Consider the following 17,824-nt stretch of genomic DNA (forward strand, 5'->3'; position numbering starts at 1 on the left):
GAAAAAATGAAACAGAGATTTAAGCCAGCTCCCTCCCCATCGTCTCTTCTCCCAGCGCCAGAACATCCAGCGCGCCGATTATTGCCACCACTGCAATGACGAGCACCGCCAAAGCGCTTCCGCTCAGCTCCATTATCTTGCCGGCCAAGATCGGCGCGATTCCCCCGCCTATCCTTGCCATTGCCCCAGCCCAGCCGGTGCCGGTGCCCCTGACGGCTGTTGGGTAAAGCTCCGGCGTGTAGGCGTATATCGCACCCCAAGCTCCGAGGTTGAAGAAGCTGAAGGCTATAGCGCTCGCGATTATCGCCGTCTCGTTGCCTGAGTTAGCCGCGAAGTAGAAGCCGACGCCCGCTATTCCCGAAAGCAGGAGGTAGTAGGAAAGGGTTTTCTTCCTCCCAATCCTCTCAAGGAGGTAAGCGGCGCTCCAGTAGCCGGGCAGCTGGGCGATGGCGGTGATAATGAAGTACTGGAAGCTCCTGAAGACGGTGATTCCAAGGGTCGAGGCCAGAAACCTCGGGAGCCAAATGAAGAAGCCGTAGTAGGCGAAGGCTATGCTGAACCAGGCTATCGTGAGCATGAGGGTCGTTCTTCCGTACTTCCTCCAGAGATCTCCGACCGAGATTCTCTTTTCTTCCTCTGGCCTCTCAAGTTTAACCTTCACCCCGAATATCTCCCTGATGGTCTCCTCGGCCTCTTTAACCCTTCCCTTGATGAGCAGGTAGCGGGGCGACTCCGGGAGCGTGAGGAGGAGTGGCAGAATAAGTATTATCGCGCCGCCGAAGAGCAGTATGTTCCTCCAGTCGGCCTTGACGAGAATCGCAACTACGCCTATGATTATCGTGCCTACCGCCCAGAAGCTCTCAAGGATTGAAATCATCGCGCCCCTTATCGAGCGGGGCATGAACTCGGCGAAGTACGAGCTTGCAACCGGCAGGGAGCCGCCGAGGCCGAGGCCGACGATGAAGCGCAGGGCTATGAGGGTGTCGAGATTTCCAGCGAAGGAGCTGACTATCGAGCCGATGGAGAAGGTGGCAACTGCAAGGGTAAGCGTCTTCTTTCGTCCAATCCTGTCCGCGAGGTAGCCGAAGAGCCACGCCCCAAAGAGCATGCCGAAGAGCGCCGCCGAACCGAGGGAGCCGAGCTTTGCTAGGCTCCCCTCGAAGGCGGGGTCGTTCTTGAGGAGCGCTATGACGAAGCTAGCCGCGATTGTGTTGACCGCTATGAAGGCCCACACTGTCCCGAGGATCGCGAGGAGGGTGTAGTGGAACTTATTCAACCGGGAGTTCTCTATGACCTCCATCTTCCTATCACCCGGTTTCAAGATACGTGAAGAAGTTTTTAAGCGTTTTCTCGGCCGTCCCATCTTGTTACGCAGATTTGGGCAATTATCTGAAGGTTTCGGAAAGTAATGTGACTCTAGGTTCCTTAATGCTAGAGATTATGGCCGTTGCGTCATTCAAAAACCTTAAATTCTTCGGGCGAGCAACTTCCTATCTCGGGTGGTGAGATGGACCTGCTGGGGAGGTACAGGCTTCTCTTCATTCTCATGAACACGGGCTTCATCGGGAACCTCACGGTCATCTACTACCTCTCGAAGGGCATCACCTACGGCCAGATCGGCCTTGTGAGTGCGGTCTCAGCTCTGGGATTCTTCCTCTTCGAGGTTCCGACTGGTGTGGTGGCTGACAAGGTGAGCAGGAAGACCAGCGTGCTGATTGGAATGGCCCTCTTTTCCCTTGGCACGGTTATCCTCATTCTTCTCCAGAACTTTCCCATGCTCATAGCTTACGCCGTCGTTTCCTCCCTCGGGGCAACTTTCGCCAGCGGCAGCCTACAGGCTTGGCTCTTCGACAACCTCAAGCATCTTGGCCTGGAAGGCAGGTACCGGGAGGTGATGAAGGACGTTAAAACCCTGACGCTGGTATCGTCGGCCTTCTCGATACCCATTGGGGCATTTCTCGCCCAGCTCTACGGTTTTACCCTTCCTCTCCTCCTGACGCTCATCATGGAGCTGGGTACACTTTTCGTGGCCATTTCAATTCCCGAGTACAAGTTCAAGAAGCCAGAGATTTCTTACCATCTCCACGTGCTTCATTCCGCCAGAGAGCTCCTCAGGAACGACCTTCTCCCGCTGATTCTCGTATCAATCGCCGTATCCATGTCCATCAACCAGTTCCGCAAGTTTTTCGAGCCCTACCTCGGCGAGATGCTCGCGAGGAGCCTTGGAACGACGCTCATGGGGACCCTTGGACTGCTCGGCATCGCTGAGGTTTTGATTAAGACCCTTCCGCGGCTCATCGGGATTAGGCTGGGGAAGGAGTGGAGCGTGAGGGCCTATGAAATAGCACCCCTCGCGATTCCGGTTTTTACAGCCCTCTCGGTGCTCTTCCAGAGCCCGCTTTTTGTTGTCCTTCTCGGAGTCCTCGCGACCCTTGTGAACACCGCTTTTGGCTTCAATATCTCCGTCGAGTTCCAGCACAGGATACCGAGTGAAAAGAGGGCGACGGTTCTGTCCCTTGACATGATGCTCTCCGCGATGGTTATGGCGGCTTTCTATGCAGTCTACGGCTTTGCAGTGGATAATCTCGGCCTGGGGAAGGCGAGACTCCTCTTCTCAATAATTCTGCTGGGTATTGGTGCGGCCTTCAAGCTTGCAAGCTTCGGCCCCCTCAGGGAGCCGCTGGAGCTGAGGCATCTGGCGGAAGAACTCTGATCTACCGCTCCAACAAAAGGAAATTGGGGATTGGTATCCCAAAATGGAGTACGAACTAAAATGTACATCATGCGCCCAGCAAAAAGAAAGGGAAAGCATCACTTCGTCGCCCTGGTTATACCAACGTCTTTCACGAGCACGTAAGGCGTTGAGACGGGCGTCCTGACCTCCCACCAGTGGATGTGGTAGCTCTCCTTTCCGAGGGCCTTGATTCCCTCAAGAATCCTCTGGAAGTTGTCGCTCACGCGGATGTTCCTTATCGGCTTAAGCTCTCCGTTCTCCACGAGGAATATTCCGTCGCGCGGTATCGTGGAGAAGTCGCCAGCGACGTAGTTCTGGAAGCGGGTGTACCAGACGTTGGTGATGTATATGCCCTTCTTGACCTCGCTGAAGAGCTCCTCCTTGGTGTAGTCGCCGGGCTCAAGCAGGATGTTCCAGGCATGCGGCATTATCAGGCCGGCATTGCCGGTGGTTTCTGCCCTGTACTTCCTCGCCATGCTGGTGTTGAGGAGGAAGGTCTTGAAGGTTCCGCCCTCGATGATGGTCGTTTCCCTCGTGGGGACGCCCTCGTCATCGAACTTCCTCGTGCCATAACCGTTCGGCATGTTGCCGACGTCCTTGATGGTCACTATCTCGCTCGCCACCTTCTGGCCAAGCTTGTTAACTAGGAAGGAGAAGCCAGCTTCAGCAGCGTAGGCTGAGGTCATGAAGCTCATGTAGCTCAGCAGATTGGCGAAGGCTAAGGGGTCAAATATGACGTCGAACTTTCCTTCCGGCCCCTGCTCCGGGTTCTGGGCGAGCTTTGCAATCTCACCGGCCTTCCTGCCGGCTGACTCTGGATCGAACTTCTTGAGAACCCTCACCGAATTCGTTCCGTGTCCGCTCTCTAGGTCGCCGATGAAGGCTCTAACGCTTATCTCTATTCCCGTTCCCTCGTCAAAGGCCTCGACGCCGTTGCTCGTGGTGAGGTAGAGCCTGTTGTGGTCTGTGTAGAGAACGCCCGCCACCCTCTTAGCTCCCTCCTCAAGTGCCGCATTGATTGCCCTCTCAACGTACTCGTTTGGCTCGTCGAGCTCGACTATCGCCTTATCAAAGGTCTCCGGAATATCTCTGTACTCGAACGGCCCTTCAGCGATGCCGTAGTAGTCCTCCTTCGGCGCCATTCCCTTCATGTTGCTCAGGAGAGTCTTCAAAGTCCTCTCGATGTTCTCCTCGCTCAGCTCGGTTATAGTTGTACCAGCTACCCTCTTCTCCAGCTCCACGAAGAGCTCGACCTTCCTCTCGTGCCAGTTCTTGGCGACGGTTATCTCGTTGTTGGCGAAGCGAACTTGCCTGCGGTTGGTTTCATAACCCAAGACCACGACGTCGCCGAAGCCGAGCTCTTTGGCCTTCTTAAGGATGAACTCATTAACGTCGAACATCCCCACCACCTCACGGCCTCCTCAGCGGTATGTCCCTAAGCCTCGCGTGCGCTCCGCCCATCCAGACCGGCACGCCCTGCCCGGGCTCGCCTTTACCACAGGTTCCCGGGAACATCTCGATCTCTTTGCCAACGGCATCGACGCTGCTCCAGAGCGCCTTCGTGGTTATCTCGAGTATCGGCCTCCTGACAGGGTGCTTTATCTCGCCGTTCTCGATGAGGTAGGCTTCCCTGCCAATGTATCTCTGCTGATACCTGCGGTCGTCGATGTTCCACTCGTTGAAGCTCACCATGTAGACGCCGAGCTTGATGTCCTCGATGAGCTCCTCGAAGGAGTAGTCACCGGGCGCGAGGTAGGTGTTGGCCATCCTCACTATGGGCTCGCGGTTGTAGTTGATGGCTCTGGCCGCGGCGTTGGAGCGCTGTCCGAGCTTTGCGGCATATTCTCTGTTCATGAGGAACTCGGTGATGATTCCGTTCCTTATAAGGTACCTCGGGCGGGCCTTTACTCCTTCATCGTCGTAGAGGTAGAAGCCCCAGCTGTTCGGTATAGTCGGGTCTTCGATGACGGTAACGGCCTCACTTCCGATCCTCTCGCCGAGCATGTCCGGCTTGACGAAGCTCTCTCCTGCTTGAGCGGCCTCCCTTCCGAATATCCTGTCGGCCTCGTATGGATGCCCGACACTCTCGTGGACGGCTATTCCGGCCACTTCGGGGCTTATGACCAGGTCAACCTTGCCTTCAGGCGGCTTTTTGCCCTCGTAGATCAGCTTCTTGAGGGCCTGGACGTCCTTCACCGCCCAGCTCCACGGCTCGTCCTTCTCGATGAGCTCCAAGCCGCCGGAGAAAGCCCTCTGGACGAAGGGTGCCTGCTCCATCTGGCCGTTCTCGAAAACGACGAGGTTGTAGGTCACCGAGACCCTAGGAATGATGCTCTCGATAAAGGCCCCGTCGCTGTTGGCTATTATCTTGTGCCACACCTGATCGGAATAGCCGAGATAGCGCATCGGCACGTTTACCCCGGTTGCCTTTACCTCCTCCTCGACCTTCCTGAGGAGCTCCATCTTCTCCTCCGGCGAAACATCGCGGAAGTCCTTCCTCATCTTGACCTCGTAGTAGACCTCATGGAAGTCCTCATCGCTGAAAACTATCGGCTCGTTCCTCACCCTGGAGGCCGCCTTTGCGAGCTTAACCGCCTTTTTGACCGCCTCGGCGACGCTCTCTTTAGTGAGGACGTTGGTTGAAGCGAAGCCCATGCCCCCATCGGCGAGGACTCTTATTCCCATGCCCCTGTCGGCCAGAATCTCCAGCCCCTCGGGATTTCCGTTTTTCATTGCCAAAGAAGTGCCGTTCTTCTCCTCGAAGCGCGCCTCCGCGTAGCTCGCCCCCAGTTCGAGGGCCTTCTCAACGGCGAACTCTACGAGTTCATGCATGCACATCACCTCGGTTTACTGCATAGAATAGTGCGTCCGGAAGTATAAAAGTCTTTCCGTTAAGATGGCGGTCGAAAAAAGACTTTAATCGCAGGATTTTCCAATGCTTGTGGAGCTAAAACAAGGGAGGGTTGCAATGGACTACGTTAAGCGCTTCTACCTCGCCGGGTTCCTTTACCTGGCCCTCTATACGGGCTTCTATCAGGTCTACCTCCAGAGTTTGGGTCTGTCCAAGGGGCAGATTGGCCTGCTGATGGGAACCATGCTTTTTCTTGTGGCTTTCCTCGAAGTTCCGACCGGAATCGTGGCGGACAAGGTTTCGAAGAAGACAAGCGTCCTGATGGCGAGGACTCTTTCCCTTCTGTTTCTCCTCTTGCTCTACTCGGCCGGTTCTTTCGCCGACCTTCTTCTCGCTACCCTCATAAGCGCGCTTTCAACGGCCTTTGCCACAGGTGCCGAGACCGGCTGGCTCTATGAGCTGCTGAAAGAGGATGGAAGGGCACATGAGTATCCAAAGGCCTACGGTAGATTAAGGGCTTTTGAGACAGTTGGGGGTTTTGCTGGAACCCTTGTGGGAGGAGTCCTGGCAGACGTGTATGGCATGAGGCTGCCCATAATCCTGAGTGCGCCATTTATACTGACCTCACTCCTAATTCTCGCAACGATCCCCAGAGACACTGCGAGAAGTGGCCTTTCGTACGGTCGTCACCTGCTTGAGAGCCTGAGGTTCGTCTGGAACTCCCGGGATGTCCGGTGGCTTTTTATCTACGCGAACATCATGGGCCTATCTCTGACCCTTTTCACCGCCTTTATGCAGCTCTACTTCTACGGGTTCCTAGCGTCGGTTCTGGCGGTTTCATGGATTATGGCACTTTACATGGCCATTAACAGTGCCTCGTGGTATTTTGACGCAGGTGATGGCACAAGAAAACGAATCTACTCCTATGCGGGAATCATCATTCCTCTGCTGTCGTTTCTCGCCGGGCTGAACGGCTGGCTGGGATTTGCCACGCTGGTTCTCGGAACTTTTATATTCTCACAGGCGTTTAAGGAGTGGCAGGGAAGGTTTCAGAGTGCCATCCCTGATGAGAAGAGGGCTACCGTTGGTTCCCTCTATTCCCTCACGGCCGCGGTTGCCAACGGGGTTCTCAACCTTGTTCTTGGCCAGCTCTTTGATTATGTCGGGATAATGAGGGGAATCCTTCTCGTGTCGGCATTATTTTTGGGACTGGGAATTCTAGCTTTTATAAAGAATGCAAAGGATTTACAGCAGTCTTCAGGACATGCTTGAACTCCTCAAACTAAAGGCGAAGGAACTTGAAGAGGAAGAGATAAGCGAGGAAGAAGCCAAGGAGCTTGCGAGACTTGAAGAGGAGACATTAAAGGACGGAATTCTCTGGGAAGAAGCGAAGAGAGAACTCGAATCCTGAGGCCCTCAAAACTTCTCCTCGCATGTGCACGGGTTGTTGCCGCAGTAGGGACAGACGCCGGGGTACTTCTTCTTTGCTGCTTCCTCGATGTCTATCCCGAGGAGGTTCGCCAAACTCGCGAGCCACGCCAGAACATCTGCAAACTCCTCCTCCATCGCTTTCCTGTCGTTCTTCCTTATCGCCTCGCTCAGCTCTCCAACTTCTTCGACGAACCAGAGAAAGGTCTTATCAACCCCGCGCTTCGAGTCCTTGTGGAAGTAAATGTCGTGGATAAGCTTCTGAAATTCCCCGATCTCCATTTTCCTCACCGGTGAAGGGGGAAGAAAAGGGCTTAAAAATCACTCGCCCGCCAGCTCAATGAGCTTCCTCATGTGGATTGCTGCCGTGTCGAAGATCTCGACGGAGACGTCGCCCTGCTTTATCGCCAGCGGCAGCTCGGTGCAGCCGAGGATTACCCCCTCGATGCCCTCCGCCTTTGCGTACCTCTCCACGAGCTCGATCAGGTACGGCCTGCTCCGCAGGTTCTCGAAGGCGAGCTCTCCGAAGATTATATCGTTTATTCTGTCGATTTCATCCTCCGTGGGAACAATCACGTCAAAGCCTGCCTCCTTGAGGGCATCTTTGTAGAAGTCCGCCGTCATTGTGGTCTTGGTGCCGAGGAGGAGAACCCTCTTAACGCCCCTGCGCTTCATCTCCTCTATCAGGGCATCTATTATGCTGACCATCGGTACGCTGACGGCCCTCTGAACCTCGGGGAACACTATGTGGGGCGTGTTTGCGGAAAGGGAGATGATCTCCGCTCCTGCCCGCTCAAGGGCCTTTGCGGCCTTTATGAGTATCTCCTTCCTCCCCTCCCAGCCGCGGGGATTGTTCTTGAACTCTTCGAAGTTTATCGAGTAGACTATGAGCTCCGGGAAGGTGAAGGGGCCGAACTTCTCCCTGCTTATCTCTATGTATTTCCTGTAGTAATAACAGGTTGATTCCGGGGTCGTTCCGCCGATTATGCCTATCCTCTTCATGCAAATCCCCAAAGAGAAAGGCTTTTGGGGTTTATGAGGGTTTCGATTTTACAATAGTTCTGCGAAAATGCAAAGGTTCATAAGCCGTCCTGAGTACACTGGGCCGGAAGGACGGATGAGCGGTCCGGTGGTCAACATGTCCGCGAAAATGGGCGTCAGATTCTTTGATGAGAGCATCGTTAAGGGCGGGTTCCCCCCAGGTTCGACAATACTCGTGGCAGGAGAGCCCGGAGCGGGGAAAACGATTTTCAGCTCCATGTTCCTCTACAACGGGATGGCAAAGTACGGTGAAAAGGCGATATACGTCTCCCTTGCCGAGACCAAGGAGGACTACTATGATGAAATGAAGCGCCTTGGAATGGACTTTGAGGAGATGGAGCGTTCTGGCCTATTCAGGTTCATTGACCTCATAACCGTAACCCCTGAGACCATCGAAAAAGAGATCGAGCTCATAATGGGGGAGATACTCACATTCCGGCCAAGAAGAATAGTCATAGACTCTATAAGCGCCTTTGCACAGCTCCTTGGGGTTGAGAAGACCAGGATGTTCCTCCACACAACGCTCGGAAGGTTCGTCAAATCCTTTGGGGCCGTGACCCTGCTCGTGGCGGAGAAGCCCCTGGGGCGCGGTGTAATCGGTTACGGCGTGGAAGAATTCGTCGTAGACGGCGTTATCCTGCTCAGGTACCACAAAATAGGGGAAACTGTCCGCAGGGTAATGGAGATACCAAAGATGAGGCGCAGGGCCATAGAAAAGGCCCAGTACGAATACGTGATAACCAGCAGGGGGATACAGTTCCTGGAAGTTCCCGACCTGGTAATGACCAGGAGGGACTCGACATCCGAAAAGGTAACAACGGGCATTCCCAAGCTGGACGAGCTCCTGGACGGAGGGGTGTACCGCGGTTCCGTCACACTCATCGTTGGGATGACTGGAACAGGGAAGACCACCTTTTCCCTGCACTTTGCGGTGGCAAACGCACTCCTGGGCAGAAAGGCCCTTTACATAGGTTTCGAGGAGCCCATCGGCCAGCTCAAGAGGGCGGCCAGGGGCTACGGGCTGCCAATTGACGATGCCCTGAAGGAAAACCTCAAGCTCGTAGGGTGGGTCCCGGAGGCAAAGAGCCCGGTCCACACGTTTATACGGGTAAAACAGCTCATTGAGGATGAGCGGCCGGACGTCCTTGTCCTGGAGAGCCTGACGGCCCTGAGGGAGCACATGGATCCGGACGAACTCTCCAAGATGGTGAGGTACCTCGGCCTCATGGTCAAGGAGCACAACATCGCGGCATACGTAACGCTGAACGCGGAGACGAACTTTGAGGTCGTCCCCCACACCAGGGCCAGCACCCTTGCGGACAACATACTGGGACTCAAATACGCCATCGTAAACGACACGATAGAACGCAGGCTGGCCATAATCAAAGCCAGGAGCTCAAATCATTCAAGGAGGATATACAGGTACGAGATAACACCAAGGGGGATTGAGATATATGGATGAAGCCCGAAAGGTTCTCGTCAAGGCGGTCGTGTACTCCGTCGAAAAGGCGAACCCCACACTGAAGAACCTCCTTGAACTGCACCTGAAGAGCACCACAGGGCAGGGCTTTGAGCTTGCCTACAACAACCCCACCCTGTTCAAAGAGTCGGTCGCCAAGCTCTTCGGAGAGTATAGCTCCAGGCTCCTGGAGATGATAATCATCGGCTACTTCAGGGAGAACCTCGGCATGAAGGCGGACTTTAGCACGCTGGAAGACCTCGTGGAGTACCTTAAAACGGTGTACGGGTGATGCGGGTGGAGGATGCCGACCCCTTGCATCTCGTGCTCAACGCTACCCGTGTTATAAGCCCTACCCTGATACAGTACGAGCTGGGGAGCGACATCGAGGTAATCATGATGAATTTCCTCCACAGCATGCGGGAGGCCTACGATGACATAATGGTGGTTTCATTCTACGACGGATACCACACCATGAGGAAGTACGCGGAGGCCATCTTCGGTGCGGACTTTGTGGACGATATATTCAACGGCTCGACCCTGGTGTCAGTCAACTCCTTCCTTGAAGATCAATATGGCCCCACGAAAAGGATACTGACAACGGATCCTGAGATCATCGTTGGCAGACTGCTTGAAATAACCGGAAGCCTCCAGAGGAAGACCCTCGTCCTGCTCCTGGGCCTCGACTTCTACGGAATACGGGCGGCACCCACAACCTGATAGCCCTGTTCCCGCGGCTGGTAACCGTCCTGAATCGAAGGAAAAACTTCACCGTTGTGGCAACCCTCAATGTCAGGGTGTTCCCCAAATCAGTGGTCAGCATAATAAACAGCTTCGTCTTCAATGTCGTCCAGGTGGGGGTGGAGCTGAAAGACCACCAGATAGTGCGCTACCTCCAGATAATCCGCACACCGTTCCTTGAGTACAACCTGAAGAAGTGGCACTACACGATAATAGGAAAAACGGTGGTGTTCAAACCCGTTAGCGCTCCGGAGGGGCTTTGAGGCGAGCCTGCTTTCGTCTCTAGAATGGCAAAAGGAAAAGGTGCTACGCCAGAAGTCCAGTTATCTCGTCCCAGAGCCTCTCCGCCAGTTCCCTTTTTGACATCCTCGGCAGCTTTTTAACAGAATCCCTGGCCACCAGCAGAACCTCATTCTCCTCGCTCCCGAATGCACGGAGGGTGTTGGCGACAACGAGGTCACTTCCGGCCCGTTCTATCTGCTTTCTGGCGGCCTCGATAAGTTCCTCCTCGCTCAGCCCCGTCTCGGCCTTAAATCCTACGAGGAAGGCCTCTGGCTGGAGCTCCTTTATCCTGTCTATTATCTTCGGTGTCGGTTCAAGCTCAAGTGTCAGCTCCCTTCCGCTCTTTATCTTGACGCCCGCCCTCTCCTTAACCCTGAAGTCGCTGACGGCGGCGGCCAGGATGACAACGTCATACTTCCCGTTCTTCAGCTCGTTCTCAATAGCCTCAAGCATCTCCTCCACCGTTTCAACCTCGATCTGGTTCTCGACGAAGCTCGGCACGCTGCCCTTCGTCCTTATCAGAGTGACCTCCGCACCCCGGAAGTCGGCCTCTTCCGCGATCGCGACCCCCATCCTGCCGGAGCTCGCGTTGGTGATGTACCTTATCGGGTCTATATACTCCCGCGTTGCTCCAGCGGTTACCAGAACTCTCTTTCCGGCTAGGTCTTTCCGGTGGAGCTTCTTTATCACGCGGTAGACGATCTCGTCAATCGAGGCCACCTTTGCCTTGCCCTCCTCAAAGCGGGGCCCTATGAACTCGACGCCGAGCTTCTTGAGCTTCTCGATGTTCTCAACCACCACCGGGTGCTCGTACATGCTGGAATGCATTGCAGGGGCTATCATCACCGGTGTGTGGGCAAAAGCCGTTGTCACGACGGTTGTAACTGGTGTGTCATCAATTCCGCAGGCGATTTTCCCTATCGTGTTCGCCGTGGCGGGACAGACAAGGATCAGGTCGGCTTTGTTTTCATGGTCTCCGGCGAGCTCGACGTGCTCTATGAAGCCGGTAATTTCCGTCACGACAGGGTTCCCTGTGGCGAACTCCATCGCGTAGGGATGGATTATCTTGGTCGCGTTCTCGCTCATCACTGCGTGGACTTCCGCCCCGTGGCGGATAAGCTCCCTTGCGAGCTTAACGCATTCAACGGCGGCTATACTGCCGGGAATGGCCAGGACAATCTTCTTTCCAACGAGTTTCCGACTCTTTGTGGCGTGGATAAGTTTAACGTGGTGAAGCATGGGGACACCTCCAAGAAGAGCTGGGGCTAAACCATATATAATTGTTGGGAATTTAAAGCTCCCTCACAGCGTCGTCCTCAAACTTGCTGATCTCTTCGGAAGTGCCGACCCACACCACTATAACCGGCTCGACGGTTATCATGCCGTCCTTTATCATGGGCTTTATCTCGTTGATTGCCCTTTCGACTTTGTAGCCCCTATCGACGACCTCCACCACTACGGGCAGATCGGTTGAGAGCCTCATAACATCGGTGGAGTGAACACGGCTCTTTTTTCCGAAGCCGTATATGCCCCGATAAACGGTGGCCCCTGCAATCCCCATTTCCCGGAGCTTTTCAACGATGGCCTTGTAAAGGGGCTTTCCCTCAAAGCGGTCGTTTTCGCCCAGGTATATTTTGAGCCTGAGGGTGTTCCAGTGTTCTACCTCGACCATAAACTCTCACCTCCGGGCCAGAATGAAGCCCGCAAACACTAGGGCAATGGTGATTATAACGTTTGCCGCGACGTTGAGGCCCGCTATCAGGTACTCCCTCTCGCGGAGGAGGGAGAATGTCTCGTACGAGAAGGTGGAGAAAGTGCTCAGGGCACCGCAGAAGCCGGTTCCAAAGAACGCCCTCCAGTCGGGGGGCACGTCCATCCCCCAGAATAGCAGGCCGTAGAGGTAGCCGAGGATTAGGCTGGCCACGCTGTTCACCAGCAGCGTTCCGACAGGGAAGTCCCTGTAAACAGGGAGTATACCTGAGAGGTAGAACCTTGCCAGGGCACCGAGTGCACCGCCCATCATTATTGCCGCGATTATTCTGAAGTTCATGTTCCCACCTTCAGAGTTTCTGAACTTTCTGGACTTCCAACCTGCCTCCAGTGGATCCTTACTTAAGGTTTTGGGATATACCAAGCCCAAAAACATTGCAGAATACGGGATAGACAATTGCGGGCTCCGACTTATTGGCCGTGAGGGTTGTTGCTTCTCTACCCACCGTCCCCGATCCTTCCGAAGTTCAGATAGTAGCGGATTTTTTTGACTATCTCCCCGTAGTCCCTCCCCGGGAGCCCCAGCTTTTCCCTCAGCCTCCTGTTCTGGGCTATCATCGCCGAGAGCTGGATCGAGAGGTTCTGGTTGTCCATGGCAAGGTAGTACGTCCTGAACTTGAGGGGGGACCACTTTCCCTCCAGCTCGTAGAGCTTCCTCTCCAGATCGTCCATCTTTTCCTCAAGCTCCCTCAGCTTGACGTCTGTCACGTTTTCAGTGTCCCTCAAAAAATCCCCCATAAGGAGTATCTTGATGGCCTCCTCAGTCCTGAAGCCGTACTTCCGGGCGATTTCTTCCACCCGCCGGAAAACCGCATCGGGTATCTCAACGCTTACCTTCCGCTCCAGCCTCTTCCCCGAGCCCACGACCACCTTCAAGTTTCCTCACCTTCTCAAGTTCATGGTTCTCCCTGCTTATCTCCTCTCTAACCCCCATCAGCCACACCTTGTCCTCCGCCGCGGTTTTCTCGAACTCGACGAGTGACGCGTAGTGTCCCTCCATCTCCTCTAGCTTCAGCTCAAGCTCCCTTACGCGTTCGAGAATGTAGCGGTACCTCAGGACTCGGAGGGTCTCCTCCAGCCTGTCGAGCTGGGCGACCCTCCCTGCGATGGCCCCTTTCTCCCTTCGAAGCTTGCCTAGTTCCTCCGGGGAGACCCTCAGCTCAAACTTTCCAGCCAACCCTTATCCCCTTCCTGCCTCTCTTTCTGCCTTTCCTGAAGCCGGTTATGTTTATCGCCAGCGGACGGCCTTTCAGGGCCTCTATAGACCGCCTTATCGCAGCTACCTCCTCCTTGCATGGGCCAGACTCGGAGCGGTAGTCAGAGTTGTTAATAAATCCCTGAAGAAGCCCACGGAGCCGTTCCAGCTTGTCCTTCTGAACCTCTCTGAGGGCCCCGGCAAACGCCGGCCGGCTCTTTTTCAGTTCGTCCATCAGGAGCTCACAGTGCCTCTTGCAGAGAATCGCGTCGGAGTCTCTGTAAACCGGCAGCAGTTCGTCCATCCTCTCAGCCACAGCGGCCACTGTGAGGGCTTCCTTCTCCTCCACGAGGGTGCAGAGGTGGCACTTTCCTTCCCTTACCGGTTTATCCCCATCGAAGGAGCCAAGGTATTCTCCCAGCATGTGCTCGTATATGATGGCCACGCCGAGGCCGCCGTAAAGCGGGTTCGAGGATGCCGTCTCAAAGAGCCTCCATGCGTGATACGGGCACAGGCCGAGGCTTTCCTTGAAGCGCTCCCTGACCTCCGGGTCGTTGACGTGCTCGTAGAGCACTGTGCCTATTTCATCTTTCTCAAACTTTTCAAGGATTCTGCAGACTGGACAGCCCCCGCTTTCAAAGGCTTCCCTGAGGTATACACCTATGAGGTCCATATTCATCACGGAAGAAACTTCACCATCGAATCGACCACTGCCAGCGCCCTGTAGGTGTTCTGGAAGTTCGAGATGCCCAACTCAAGGCTCCTTCTGAAGCCGCCGTTGGAGTTCTGGAGCTGGCGTATGAACCAAACGTGCCTCCTGGGGCAGGTAGGTGCCTCATCCTGCAATTCCAGCCCCCTTGCGGCGTAGAATGTTGGCTCAAGGTAGGGTGGAAGGCTGTATGGAACCTCCGTGAAGCCGCCCCAGTCACCGCAGAGCTCACAGTTCCCGAAGTGGGGGCTCTTCGGCGGCCTGTAGCCGAGGGTGTGGAGAGTATAGATCGCCTGGTAGGTCATTGTTGTGGTCGGCCTCTTTACACCGTAGCCGTTTCCGTTCCTGAACTTCATGACGAACTTTCTGATGGCCTCCTTTTCCTCGCCGGAGAATCTGTAGCCGATTGCACTGAGTGCCTTCACCACCCAGTATGTCGCCTCAAGCGGCGTCGCGGTTCCAAACTCCTCACTGCCGCCGAGACCGACTGCAAACTTCCCCTCAAGCGGGTTGTACTTGGTGAAGACGATATCCACGTGCTCCATCGCGATGTCTTTTGCCCCAAGGATCGCCAGCCCTTCGAGTGCCATGGCTATGGCAACGACGGCGGTCTGGGGCTGTATAGCCCTTTCGAGGAACTCGATCGTCTTTCCTTTTTCCGGAACCTCCATCCCCAGGAGATCGTAGATTTTAACAGCATAATAAGTATCATTGACGTTCGTATCGTCCAGAACACTCACGAAGCAGTAGCCGCCGTCATCGTGGCGCCTCTTCTCGACGTATTTCAAAACTTTGTTTACATCAACGTAACGCCCAAGTTCGTAAAGCTTCGAGCCCATCCTACCGCCTCCCAACTTTTTAGCGGAGAACAGGCGTCATCAGCCCCTGAGGGCGGTTCGGCTCGAAGCCCGGGCGGACGCCATCGCCCGAAAAGCCTACGAACCGGGCTTAAAAACGTTTGCGGTGCAAGTCTCTAATGAATCACCTAAAAACTTAATAAGTTTGGGACATCCCTTCAATTGTGGTGTAATCATGGAGTTTATAGCCTTCACCTACGTAGGCAACTTTATGGAGAGGGAGGTAATAGACGAGGTTGTTTTCACTGTCTTTGACGAGGCCAACCGCTTCTTCCACGAGAACGATATACCCCTGAGGTTCCTGTACATCGGGAAGCTGAAGCTCGAGCCGGGCTATCTGATAAGCCTCAACACCCCAGAGGGCAAAATGCGAGTTTACCCCCTCGAGGCTCTAGTTGATGTCCTCCACGCCAGGCTCCTCCACGAGATAGAGGAGAGGCCGGACATAAGGATGGACAAGATATTCGCCCTCACCACCTTCCCGCTCGTTTCGAGGAACCCCTACTTCGACTTCTACGAGCGCTTTTTGGGCATCCACGAGACAAGGCTTGGACTGAGGATAATGGTGCTCTCCATGAAGCCCTTTGAGCCCCCGGAACTCGGGGAACTGCTGAAGGTCGCTTCTGGCTCGGAAACTCCTAATGAAGAGATTAAACGGCGTGTTAGGGAAGGGCTTTCCCTCTTCAAGGACCGCGTCCTTAAGGGGGTCCTCCATGAAGTCGGTCACGGCTTCGGTCTTGAGCACTGCTCCAACGACTGCGTCATGAACTCACCGTCGAGCATGGAGGAGTGGGACTCACGGCTCCCCGGCTACTGCGACTCCTGCTTCATAAACCTCAAGCGAGCGGTCGAGTGGTCGGAGTTCAACCTTGGCCACGGCGAGTCCAAGTAAAGGTTTTAGTGTCCCTGACATTTTCATGATTGATGTGGCTGGGACGGATTTCCATGTGGGACGTTGAGGGCGCGCGCAGGGCCATGCCCCACTACTTCTCGATTCTGGGGGGAGAAGAGGAACCGAACTTCGTCCTGGCCAGGAAAGTTCCTGTAGACTTCCGGGGGAACGAGCCCCTTGAAGAGCTCCGGGAGCTCCACCGCGAGGGCATGGACAGGCTAAGGGAGAACGATCTGGTAGAAAAGCCTGGGAAGAGCCTGCTTGATTTAAAAGCCCTCATAGCGGACAGAACCCTCGAATCCTGCACCCTCTGTGAGATAAAGTGCCGCGTGAACAGGAAGGACAGCACCGGCTACTGCCGCGTGAAGGAGAGCCTTATCGCCAGCGACTTCCTGCACTACGGCGAGGAACCTGAGCTGGTACCCTCTTATACTGTCTTCTTCTCCGGCTGCAACTTCCGCTGCATCTTCTGCCAGAACTGGGACATCAGCCAACACCGCGTCGGCGTTGAGCACGTCCCGGAGTTCATGGCGCTCAAGATCGAGGAGGCCTTCGGGCAGGGGGCGAAGAACGTAAACTTTGTCGGCGGCGAGCCCACCCCGAACCTGCCGTTCATCCTTGAGGCGCTGAGGCACGTTAAAGCCCCAATTCCGGTAGTGTGGAACTCCAACATGTACATGAGCGAGGAGGCGATGGAGCTGTTGGATGGGGTTGTTGACGTCTATCTTGCCGACTTCAAGTGGGGCAACGATCGGTGCGCGAGAAAATATTCAAAAGTTTCCCTCTACTGGGAGGTAGTCACCAGGAACCTCCTCCTCGCTAGGGAACATTACAGGGCGGAGTTTCTGATAAGGCACCTCGTGATGCCCGACCACCTCGACTGCTGCACGCGGCCGGTTCTGGAGTGGATATCCAGGAGCCTGGGCAGGGACATTAGAGTGAACGTGATGTTCCAGTACAGGCCGGAATACCGGGCAGAGATGTATCCTGAAATAAGCAGGAGGCTGAAGGGGGAGGAAATGGAAAAAGCCGCGGAGATCGTCAACGAGCTCGGGTTTAGGAACGCGCTCGTGGGCTAACCCCCTGCCCTCGCGAGCCTGAGCGTCTCCATAAACCTCTCGATTTCCTCCTCGGTTCCCTCGATGGTGAGCCTGTACCGGGGCATGCCGTGGAAGGGCTCTGCTTCCCCTATCTCAATCTTTACCTCTGCCCCGGACTTCTCCAGGATGGCTCCAATCTCCGCCGGGGGGATGGCAGTTATGAGTTCCCTTCTCATAGCATCAACCCATCGCGGTTCCAGGATTTATATCTTCCGCCCACCGAAAGCTTTATAAAGAAAGATAACATATGTAATATTGCAATTACACATGGAGAGGTGATGTGACATGAAGAAGTGGTTGGGAATTGGGTTGATGGTGCTGGGCCTCTTCGGCCTGGTGTTTGGAAGCGTGGCAGCGTACCAGGGCGTACCGGGGCCTAACCCGGAGGTTGAGAGGAGTACCACGCCAATGGCATACGCCAAGGGCTGTGGTCAGGGACGCGGTGGCATGATGGCCGCTGGAGAGGGCACCCCCTACATGGGGCTCGGAGTTAAGTCGGCGAACCTCACAGAGGTCAGCGTTGACCCGGCGGAAGTTCAGGACTACCTCGCTCAGCTCAGCGTCGAGAAGTTCACCAACCCACGCGGCATAACCGTCCAGAAGCTCGTTTACGATGGCGACTACGTCGGAAAGGTCGTCGGTGACTACGACCTCAGCGGGCTGGACGTCTATGCCGCCTACGAGACCCTCAACGGCGTCAAGGTCTTCCTCGCCTACGAGGGAGAGATAGTCGGCTTCGTCCTGATGAAGTGAGGCCCCTGCCTC

23 protein-coding genes and 1 riboswitch are annotated in these 17,824 nt (G+C 55.2%); of the genes, 10 read left to right on the forward strand and 13 right to left on the reverse strand.

What is annotated here, in order from left to right; all coding sequences use genetic code 11:
• Nucleotides 1-19: 19 nt before the first annotated feature.
• Nucleotides 20-1,321 (reverse strand): MFS transporter, encoded by a 1,302-nt coding sequence (locus E3E36_RS00450; protein ID WP_240911741.1) that lies wholly within the window; start codon nucleotides 1,319-1,321, stop codon nucleotides 20-22.
• Between the two features lie 186 nt (nucleotides 1,322-1,507).
• On the opposite strand from E3E36_RS00450, the gene E3E36_RS00455 reads away from it, so the two are divergent.
• Nucleotides 1,508-2,713: an MFS transporter gene (locus E3E36_RS00455; protein WP_167893504.1), complete on the forward strand. Its 1,206-nt coding sequence runs from the start codon at nucleotides 1,508-1,510 to the stop codon at nucleotides 2,711-2,713.
• A gap of 98 nt (nucleotides 2,714-2,811) precedes the next feature.
• Here E3E36_RS00455 and E3E36_RS00460 read toward each other — a convergent pair whose 3' ends face one another.
• Together E3E36_RS00460 and E3E36_RS00465 are read right to left on the reverse strand one after the other, a co-directional pair.
• On the reverse strand, nucleotides 2,812-4,134 hold the full coding sequence (locus E3E36_RS00460; protein ID WP_167893505.1) for a TldD/PmbA family protein: 1,323 nt from the start codon (nucleotides 4,132-4,134) through the stop codon (nucleotides 2,812-2,814).
• Nucleotides 4,135-4,144: 10 nt separating this feature from the next.
• Nucleotides 4,145-5,566 carry a TldD/PmbA family protein gene (locus E3E36_RS00465; protein WP_167893506.1) on the reverse strand — a complete coding sequence of 474 codons (1,422 nt, stop codon included), beginning with the start codon at nucleotides 5,564-5,566 and terminating at the stop codon, nucleotides 4,145-4,147.
• A gap of 109 nt (nucleotides 5,567-5,675) precedes the next feature.
• Here E3E36_RS00465 and E3E36_RS00470 point away from each other — a divergent pair, with 109 nt between their 5' ends.
• Nucleotides 5,676-6,857, forward strand: a complete 1,182-nt coding sequence (locus E3E36_RS00470; RefSeq protein ID WP_342764361.1) for an MFS transporter — start codon at nucleotides 5,676-5,678, stop codon at nucleotides 6,855-6,857.
• A complete protein-coding gene (locus tag E3E36_RS00475) occupies nucleotides 6,850-6,996 on the forward strand; it encodes a hypothetical protein (protein ID WP_162840164.1) in 147 nt (48 codons plus the stop codon). Before E3E36_RS00470 ends, E3E36_RS00475 begins: the two co-directional genes overlap by 8 nt.
• A gap of 5 nt (nucleotides 6,997-7,001) precedes the next feature.
• On the opposite strand, the gene E3E36_RS00480 is transcribed toward E3E36_RS00475, so the two are convergent.
• Both E3E36_RS00480 and E3E36_RS00485 read right to left on the reverse strand, forming a co-directional pair.
• Nucleotides 7,002-7,295: a MazG nucleotide pyrophosphohydrolase domain-containing protein gene (locus tag E3E36_RS00480; RefSeq protein WP_167894649.1), complete on the reverse strand. Its 294-nt coding sequence runs from the start codon at nucleotides 7,293-7,295 to the stop codon at nucleotides 7,002-7,004.
• A 39-nt stretch (nucleotides 7,296-7,334) separates the two neighbouring features.
• Entirely contained in the window at nucleotides 7,335-8,015 is a 681-nt protein-coding gene (locus tag E3E36_RS00485; protein WP_167893507.1) for an aspartate/glutamate racemase family protein, read from the reverse strand.
• 136 nt (nucleotides 8,016-8,151) lie between these two features.
• Between E3E36_RS00485 and E3E36_RS00490 the strand changes: the two genes are divergently transcribed.
• From E3E36_RS00490 to E3E36_RS00505, 4 genes are all read left to right on the forward strand, one after another.
• Entirely contained in the window at nucleotides 8,152-9,516 is a 1,365-nt protein-coding gene (locus E3E36_RS00490) for an ATPase domain-containing protein (protein WP_167893508.1), read from the forward strand.
• Nucleotides 9,509-9,805, forward strand: coding sequence for a NitrOD5 domain-containing protein (locus tag E3E36_RS00495; RefSeq protein WP_167893509.1), 297 nt, complete (start codon nucleotides 9,509-9,511; stop codon nucleotides 9,803-9,805). Before E3E36_RS00490 ends, E3E36_RS00495 begins: the two co-directional genes overlap by 8 nt.
• Nucleotides 9,802-10,233: a hypothetical protein gene (locus tag E3E36_RS00500; RefSeq protein WP_167893510.1), complete on the forward strand. Its 432-nt coding sequence runs from the start codon at nucleotides 9,802-9,804 to the stop codon at nucleotides 10,231-10,233. Before E3E36_RS00495 ends, E3E36_RS00500 begins: the two co-directional genes overlap by 4 nt.
• A gap of 92 nt (nucleotides 10,234-10,325) precedes the next feature.
• Nucleotides 10,326-10,517 carry a hypothetical protein gene (locus tag E3E36_RS00505; RefSeq protein ID WP_167893511.1) on the forward strand — a complete coding sequence of 64 codons (192 nt, stop codon included), beginning with the start codon at nucleotides 10,326-10,328 and terminating at the stop codon, nucleotides 10,515-10,517.
• Between the two features lie 43 nt (nucleotides 10,518-10,560).
• On the opposite strand, the gene coaBC is transcribed toward E3E36_RS00505, so the two are convergent.
• The 7 genes from coaBC to E3E36_RS00540 all read right to left on the reverse strand — a co-directional run bounded on the left by coaBC (nucleotide 10,561) and on the right by E3E36_RS00540 (nucleotide 15,049).
• A complete protein-coding gene (coaBC, locus tag E3E36_RS00510; protein WP_167893512.1) occupies nucleotides 10,561-11,775 on the reverse strand; it encodes a bifunctional phosphopantothenoylcysteine decarboxylase/phosphopantothenate--cysteine ligase CoaBC in 1,215 nt (404 codons plus the stop codon).
• 52 nt (nucleotides 11,776-11,827) lie between these two features.
• Nucleotides 11,828-12,208: a DUF190 domain-containing protein gene (locus E3E36_RS00515; protein WP_167893513.1), complete on the reverse strand. Its 381-nt coding sequence runs from the start codon at nucleotides 12,206-12,208 to the stop codon at nucleotides 11,828-11,830.
• 6 nt (nucleotides 12,209-12,214) lie between these two features.
• A complete protein-coding gene (crcB, locus tag E3E36_RS00520; RefSeq protein WP_167893514.1) occupies nucleotides 12,215-12,586 on the reverse strand; it encodes a fluoride efflux transporter CrcB in 372 nt (123 codons plus the stop codon).
• Between the two features lie 158 nt (nucleotides 12,587-12,744).
• Entirely contained in the window at nucleotides 12,745-13,176 is a 432-nt protein-coding gene (locus tag E3E36_RS00525) for a hypothetical protein (protein ID WP_342764388.1), read from the reverse strand.
• A complete protein-coding gene (locus E3E36_RS00530; RefSeq protein ID WP_167893516.1) occupies nucleotides 13,130-13,483 on the reverse strand; it encodes a hypothetical protein in 354 nt (117 codons plus the stop codon). Before E3E36_RS00530 ends, E3E36_RS00525 begins: the two co-directional genes overlap by 47 nt.
• Complete coding sequence (locus E3E36_RS00535) at nucleotides 13,467-14,180, reverse strand: DUF6062 family protein (protein WP_240911788.1); 714 nt, start codon at nucleotides 14,178-14,180, stop codon at nucleotides 13,467-13,469. Before E3E36_RS00535 ends, E3E36_RS00530 begins: the two co-directional genes overlap by 17 nt.
• Complete coding sequence (locus tag E3E36_RS00540) at nucleotides 14,180-15,049, reverse strand: hypothetical protein (protein WP_167893517.1); 870 nt, start codon at nucleotides 15,047-15,049, stop codon at nucleotides 14,180-14,182. Before E3E36_RS00540 ends, E3E36_RS00535 begins: the two co-directional genes overlap by 1 nt.
• 23 nt (nucleotides 15,050-15,072) lie before the next feature.
• Nucleotides 15,073-15,146, reverse strand: a riboswitch (Fluoride riboswitch).
• Nucleotides 15,147-15,242: 96 nt separating this feature from the next.
• Between E3E36_RS00540 and E3E36_RS00545 the strand changes: the two genes are divergently transcribed.
• Together E3E36_RS00545 and E3E36_RS00550 are read left to right on the forward strand one after the other, a co-directional pair.
• Entirely contained in the window at nucleotides 15,243-15,959 is a 717-nt protein-coding gene (locus E3E36_RS00545; protein ID WP_167893518.1) for a peptidase M54, read from the forward strand.
• A 32-nt stretch (nucleotides 15,960-15,991) separates the two neighbouring features.
• Entirely contained in the window at nucleotides 15,992-17,038 is a 1,047-nt protein-coding gene (locus E3E36_RS00550) for a radical SAM protein (RefSeq protein WP_240911742.1), read from the forward strand.
• On the opposite strand, the gene E3E36_RS00555 is transcribed toward E3E36_RS00550, so the two are convergent.
• The gene (locus E3E36_RS00555) at nucleotides 17,035-17,235 is read right to left on the reverse strand and encodes a TIGR04140 family protein (RefSeq protein ID WP_167893519.1); all 201 of its coding nucleotides are present in this window, start codon (nucleotides 17,233-17,235) and stop codon (nucleotides 17,035-17,037) included. The two genes, E3E36_RS00550 and E3E36_RS00555, sit on opposite strands and share 4 nt — an antisense overlap.
• Before the next feature lie 109 nt (nucleotides 17,236-17,344).
• Here E3E36_RS00555 and E3E36_RS00560 point away from each other — a divergent pair, with 109 nt between their 5' ends.
• Nucleotides 17,345-17,812 (forward strand): hypothetical protein, encoded by a 468-nt coding sequence (locus E3E36_RS00560; RefSeq protein ID WP_167893520.1) that lies wholly within the window; start codon nucleotides 17,345-17,347, stop codon nucleotides 17,810-17,812.
• The last annotated feature ends 12 nt before the right edge of the window (nucleotides 17,813-17,824 follow it).

Source organism: Thermococcus sp. M36, assembly GCF_012027355.1.
Taxonomy (GTDB): Archaea; Methanobacteriota_B; Thermococci; order Thermococcales; family Thermococcaceae; genus Thermococcus.

Excerpts from the sequence above, each read along its gene's own strand:
- E3E36_RS00455 (WP_167893504.1), top strand. The coding sequence starts at position 1,508 with ATGGACCTGCTGGGGAGGTACAGGCTTCTCTTCATTCTCATGAACACG.
- E3E36_RS00460 (WP_167893505.1), bottom strand. The coding sequence starts at position 4,134 with ATGTTCGACGTTAATGAGTTCATCCTTAAGAAGGCCAAAGAGCTCGGC.
- E3E36_RS00465 (WP_167893506.1), bottom strand. The coding sequence starts at position 5,566 with ATGCATGAACTCGTAGAGTTCGCCGTTGAGAAGGCCCTCGAACTGGGG.
- E3E36_RS00475 (WP_162840164.1), top strand. The coding sequence starts at position 6,850 with ATGCTTGAACTCCTCAAACTAAAGGCGAAGGAACTTGAAGAGGAAGAG.
- E3E36_RS00480 (WP_167894649.1), bottom strand. The coding sequence starts at position 7,295 with ATGGAGATCGGGGAATTTCAGAAGCTTATCCACGACATTTACTTCCAC.
- E3E36_RS00485 (WP_167893507.1), bottom strand. The coding sequence starts at position 8,015 with ATGAAGAGGATAGGCATAATCGGCGGAACGACCCCGGAATCAACCTGT.
- E3E36_RS00490 (WP_167893508.1), top strand. The coding sequence starts at position 8,152 with ATGTCCGCGAAAATGGGCGTCAGATTCTTTGATGAGAGCATCGTTAAG.
- E3E36_RS00495 (WP_167893509.1), top strand. The coding sequence starts at position 9,509 with ATGGATGAAGCCCGAAAGGTTCTCGTCAAGGCGGTCGTGTACTCCGTC.
- coaBC (WP_167893512.1), bottom strand. The coding sequence starts at position 11,775 with ATGCTTCACCACGTTAAACTTATCCACGCCACAAAGAGTCGGAAACTC.
- E3E36_RS00515 (WP_167893513.1), bottom strand. The coding sequence starts at position 12,208 with ATGGTCGAGGTAGAACACTGGAACACCCTCAGGCTCAAAATATACCTG.
- crcB (WP_167893514.1), bottom strand. The coding sequence starts at position 12,586 with ATGAACTTCAGAATAATCGCGGCAATAATGATGGGCGGTGCACTCGGT.
- E3E36_RS00535 (WP_240911788.1), bottom strand. The coding sequence starts at position 14,180 with ATGAATATGGACCTCATAGGTGTATACCTCAGGGAAGCCTTTGAAAGC.
- E3E36_RS00540 (WP_167893517.1), bottom strand. The coding sequence starts at position 15,049 with ATGGGCTCGAAGCTTTACGAACTTGGGCGTTACGTTGATGTAAACAAA.
- E3E36_RS00545 (WP_167893518.1), top strand. The coding sequence starts at position 15,243 with ATGGAGTTTATAGCCTTCACCTACGTAGGCAACTTTATGGAGAGGGAG.
- E3E36_RS00550 (WP_240911742.1), top strand. The coding sequence starts at position 15,992 with ATGTGGCTGGGACGGATTTCCATGTGGGACGTTGAGGGCGCGCGCAGG.
- E3E36_RS00555 (WP_167893519.1), bottom strand. The coding sequence starts at position 17,235 with ATGAGAAGGGAACTCATAACTGCCATCCCCCCGGCGGAGATTGGAGCC.
- E3E36_RS00560 (WP_167893520.1), top strand. The coding sequence starts at position 17,345 with ATGAAGAAGTGGTTGGGAATTGGGTTGATGGTGCTGGGCCTCTTCGGC.